Consider the following 3,782-nt stretch of genomic DNA (forward strand, 5'->3'; position numbering starts at 1 on the left):
TTGCCGTCCATCCGATAAATATCTCCCAAAAGGGCATAAGCCGAAGCGTTGCGGGGCTGGCGCTGGGTAACGATATAAGCTTTGTCCATTGCTTCACGAAATCGATTTTGTGTGAATGCCCTTTCGGCCTGCAGCATTATCTGCTTGATTTCATCACTTGTTGTCGTTTGCTTTGGACGAGGTTGAGGCCTACTTGCGGTTTGCGTTGGCTTCGGCTTCTCTTGTGTCGGTGGATTCGGCGGCGTTTTAGGTTTAGGCGAAGCTGGTTTTGGTTGCTGTGAGAAGCCAAGAACCGCATCGTAATTATTTCGCCGATCCGGATCGCTAAGCACTTCATAGGCTTCATTAATGCGTTGAAACCGGCGAGTAGAATCAGGTGATTTATTGACGTCTGGATGATACCGACGCGCCAACTGACGATAGCGCCGGCGTATCTCCTCCGCCGTCGCCTTCTGTCCCACTCCCAAGACTAAATAATGATTCTGTTTCGCCATGAATTTTACAGAGAGGTGTTAGGTGATGGGTGATAGGTAATAGGGTCCGGATTCCGAGTCTTGCATCGACCTTTACCCCATCACCTAACACCCATCACCTACTATGCCCTCGGATGCGCTTTGCCGTAGACCTCTCTTAGATGATCGATACTTACTTGTGTGTAGATCTGTGTAGTGGTTATATCGGCATGTCCGAGCAGCTCTTGTACCACACGCAAATCAGCCCCTCCGGAAAGAAGGTGCACGGCGAAACTGTGCCTTAATGTATGCGGGCTAACATGGGTTTCGATACCCGCTAAAGCGACATAATTTTGAAGGTTCTTCCAAAACCCCATTCGGCTCAACGGCTTGGACCGATCGTTGAGAAAAACATAATCACTATGTTTGTCCTTGAGGAAATGCGGACGTCCTTCGATTCGGTAACGAGTGATCCAATCAACTGCCGCTTTACCCATCGGCACTGCCCGTTCCCGATTGCGTTTGCCGATAACCCGCACGTAACGCTCGTCGATATGCAAATCGCTTAGCTTTAATCCTACTAACTCCGACACACGCAACCCGCTGGCATAGCCCAATTCGAGCATCGCGCGGTCACGAAGACCATATGGCAACCGTATATCCGGCTGGAGTAACAGTCGGCGCATTTCGGTTGTGGTTATTGAAGTTGGCAGCCGACGGTTCATTTTCCGGGTGGCAAGTTTTGCCGAAAATGTATCAGACCCCACCCCGCGGCGGTGCATATATTTGGCAAAAGCTCTTGCCGCACAGAGTTTTCGAGCGATGCTAGTTTCGGCCAGGTTGCGGCGCTTAAGGCGATGGGCGAAACCTTCCAAAGTAACCGGCTGCCATTGATCGGGATCGAGTGCTTTGGCGCCTTCTAAATACTCCAAAAATTGCTCCAAATCCCGCGCATAAGCATCGAGCGTATGTGGGGAGACGCTGCGCTCCAATTGGAGGTAGTCAAGGAAGCGGTCACGCCATTCGGCTACAACTACTGCCGTTGCCACAATTGCACCTCCGGATGAATGTAAAGCAAATCATGCGGAGCCTTAAATCCTTCTCCCCATCGATTGACCAAGCGGTATTGCCCCCGAAGCGCATCCATAAAAGCCTCGTATTCAGGCAGCCTCAACCGAGCCTCCTCCATCGTTTCGAACTGGGTGAGTATGATGTAATTAGGTCTAATTTGCCAAATTAGGTCCAAGCTCCAATCGGCCCCCTGAGCCATGACCAAATCAGGTTGTTTTGACATCAATTCTAATCGCGCTTGGGGCGGCCCTGGTGCGTTCGTTTCTGGGAATAATGGGGGTGAATAGAACCAAGGTACTTTGGCAAAACCAATCTTGGAACCTGCCGTATGATCCCGGATATACTTCGCCGCCTCATCCCTTGGGTCAAGGCTTATCATATAGCCGGTCGTTTTCATCATTGGGACGAGGGTGTAGGTGAGAACGACAATAAACGCGCCAAGCCCCAGCCAACGCCATTTGGAAGATTCCCAAACCCTTCCTAACCAATAACCCCCACCAAGCGCTAAGACCGGATAAAGCGGAAAGGTATAGCGCAAGAACTTCACATGGAAGGAGCCGATCATCAGAAAATAAAGCGCTCCAAAGCTTAGAATTATCCAAATCGACTTATCGCAGCGCGTTAAACCCCAGATCAAGCCTGCCACACAAAAAATTAACATCAACCCGCCAAAGCCGGTTGATAGATTGGGAACAATATGATAAATCCACCCTGGCGGGGTCTGCTGGAAGGTTAAATCGAAGTTGGAATTCATCATATGTCCACGTTCGAAACTGAAATCCTCCCAAAACCGAGTGAAGTTAAAAATTACCCCCGGTGTGGTGATGAGGAACGCCACAACCGCCCCAACCATGGCAAGCACAATCCCACTAAAGCGTTGCCGCAAATACTTTGTCGCCAACCAACACGCGAAAATGACCGCAACGATTACCAACCCGGCATTATACTTAAACCCCGCCGCCAACCCTGCGAAAACTCCTCCCCAAAGAGCATATCGCAAGATGGCGTTACTCTGAAGAACTTTAACTGCAAAGAGTAAACTCAAAGAGACGAAGAAAACAGCGGGGATATCAACCGTTGCAAAACGTGAATGAACGACATACGCTGGCGCAAAGGCAAGAATAAGTCCAGTTGCCCATGCGCCAATAGAATTGGTGAGCCGTTTACCGATTAAATAACCAACCACAACCGTCCCAGCCCCAAACAATGCATTCGCCACACGAGCAGTCAGCAAATAACCAGCGATCGAGGGGGTGGAATAGGCATTAACCCCAAGGGTTATCAAATGCAACAGATAAAGATAGCCGGCGCCGTAATTATAGAAATTCGGGTCCCAAACACCATGCACGAGATCAAGGCGCAAGGCGACACTCAGCAACAGACTCTCGTCCGGGTGATAAGAGAAGGTATGATACAGATCGGGCAGTCCCCATTTGATGCCAATCAGCCGTATTCCCAACCCAAGAAGGAAGAGAACACAAACTGCAATCCATGGCTTTTCGCGGGTCAGTTTGCTAACATTATTAGCGCTCATGTGATATGCTCAAATCCAGGCGCATTTGCCATATGATAATTAAGTTGATTCCTAGTTACATCAAGATGATACCCTGGTATAACAGCTAGGCGTTTCTACCAACTTGAGGCTGAGGTATTATGCAGATAGAGGGTGATGGAGATGATTAGAGAATACATTCAAAGTGCACTAGAACACGCTAATTACGAAAAGATTGAGGATGAGGAACCCTATTATGGTGAAATCCCTGATCTGCAAGGCGTATGGGCAACAGGGATTACTCTTGAGGAGTGTCGGAACAAGTTAGCTGAAGTACTTGATGGCTGGCTGCTCGTAAGGCTATCACGAGGCTTACCGATTCCTCCCATTAATAATGTGGAGATAAAAATCCCAACGGACACGAACGTTGCCTAAGCTAGGACCGATTGATTGGCGCGAGCTGGTTGAGCGTCTACACAAAAGAGGATTCGAAGGCCCATTATACGGTGGTAAGCACCCCTACATGATAAAAGGGGGACTTGTCCTAACCATCCCTAATCCCCACCGAACCCAGATCAGTCCCGATCTTCTCTGTCGAATACTCCGACAAGCAGGAATAAGCAGGGACGAGTGGTTATCTGATGAATAATTATTAGCAATTGGAGGACGACCCACATGAATAGAGGAGTATTTTCTTGGAAAAGATTACTTGCCATTTCCGCTGCCAAGTCACGGATTTCGAGAGCAATCGGTATTCCACTGACACG

At 49.0% G+C, this 3,782-nt stretch carries 6 protein-coding genes; 2 read left to right on the forward strand and 4 right to left on the reverse strand.

The genetic code is table 11. The features are described 5' to 3' along the window. From WCO51_10900 to WCO51_10910, 3 genes are all read right to left on the reverse strand, one after another. A partial coding sequence (locus WCO51_10900) for a DnaJ domain-containing protein (protein MEI6513762.1) occupies positions 1-494 on the reverse strand: 494 nt, incomplete at its 3' end. Positions 495-595: 101 nt separating this feature from the next. After that, a complete protein-coding gene (xerD, locus tag WCO51_10905) occupies positions 596-1,501 on the reverse strand; it encodes a site-specific tyrosine recombinase XerD (GenBank protein MEI6513763.1) in 906 nt (301 codons plus the stop codon). Beyond that, positions 1,486-3,057 (reverse strand): glycosyltransferase family 39 protein, encoded by a 1,572-nt coding sequence (locus WCO51_10910; GenBank protein MEI6513764.1) that lies wholly within the window; start codon positions 3,055-3,057, stop codon positions 1,486-1,488. The genes xerD and WCO51_10910 overlap by 16 nt, the downstream gene beginning before the upstream one ends. 141 nt (positions 3,058-3,198) lie before the next feature. Between WCO51_10910 and WCO51_10915 the strand changes: the two genes are divergently transcribed. Beyond that, a complete protein-coding gene (locus WCO51_10915; GenBank protein MEI6513765.1) occupies positions 3,199-3,450 on the forward strand; it encodes a type II toxin-antitoxin system HicB family antitoxin in 252 nt (83 codons plus the stop codon). Beyond that, a complete protein-coding gene (locus WCO51_10920) occupies positions 3,443-3,664 on the forward strand; it encodes a type II toxin-antitoxin system HicA family toxin (GenBank protein MEI6513766.1) in 222 nt (73 codons plus the stop codon). The genes WCO51_10915 and WCO51_10920 overlap by 8 nt, the downstream gene beginning before the upstream one ends. On the opposite strand, the gene WCO51_10925 is transcribed toward WCO51_10920, so the two are convergent. Then, on the reverse strand, positions 3,591-3,782 hold a 192-nt coding region (locus tag WCO51_10925), incomplete at its 5' end, for a hypothetical protein (GenBank protein MEI6513767.1). The two genes, WCO51_10920 and WCO51_10925, sit on opposite strands and share 74 nt — an antisense overlap.

The sequence above is a fragment of the bacterium genome (genome assembly GCA_037131655.1).
Taxonomy (GTDB): domain Bacteria; phylum Armatimonadota; class Fimbriimonadia; order Fimbriimonadales; family JBAXQP01; genus JBAXQP01.

Coding starts and splice junctions, on each gene's coding strand:
- WCO51_10910 (MEI6513764.1), bottom strand. CDS start 3,057: ATGAGCGCTAATAATGTTAGCAAACTGACCCGCGAAAAGCCATGGATT.
- WCO51_10915 (MEI6513765.1), top strand. CDS start 3,199: ATGATTAGAGAATACATTCAAAGTGCACTAGAACACGCTAATTACGAA.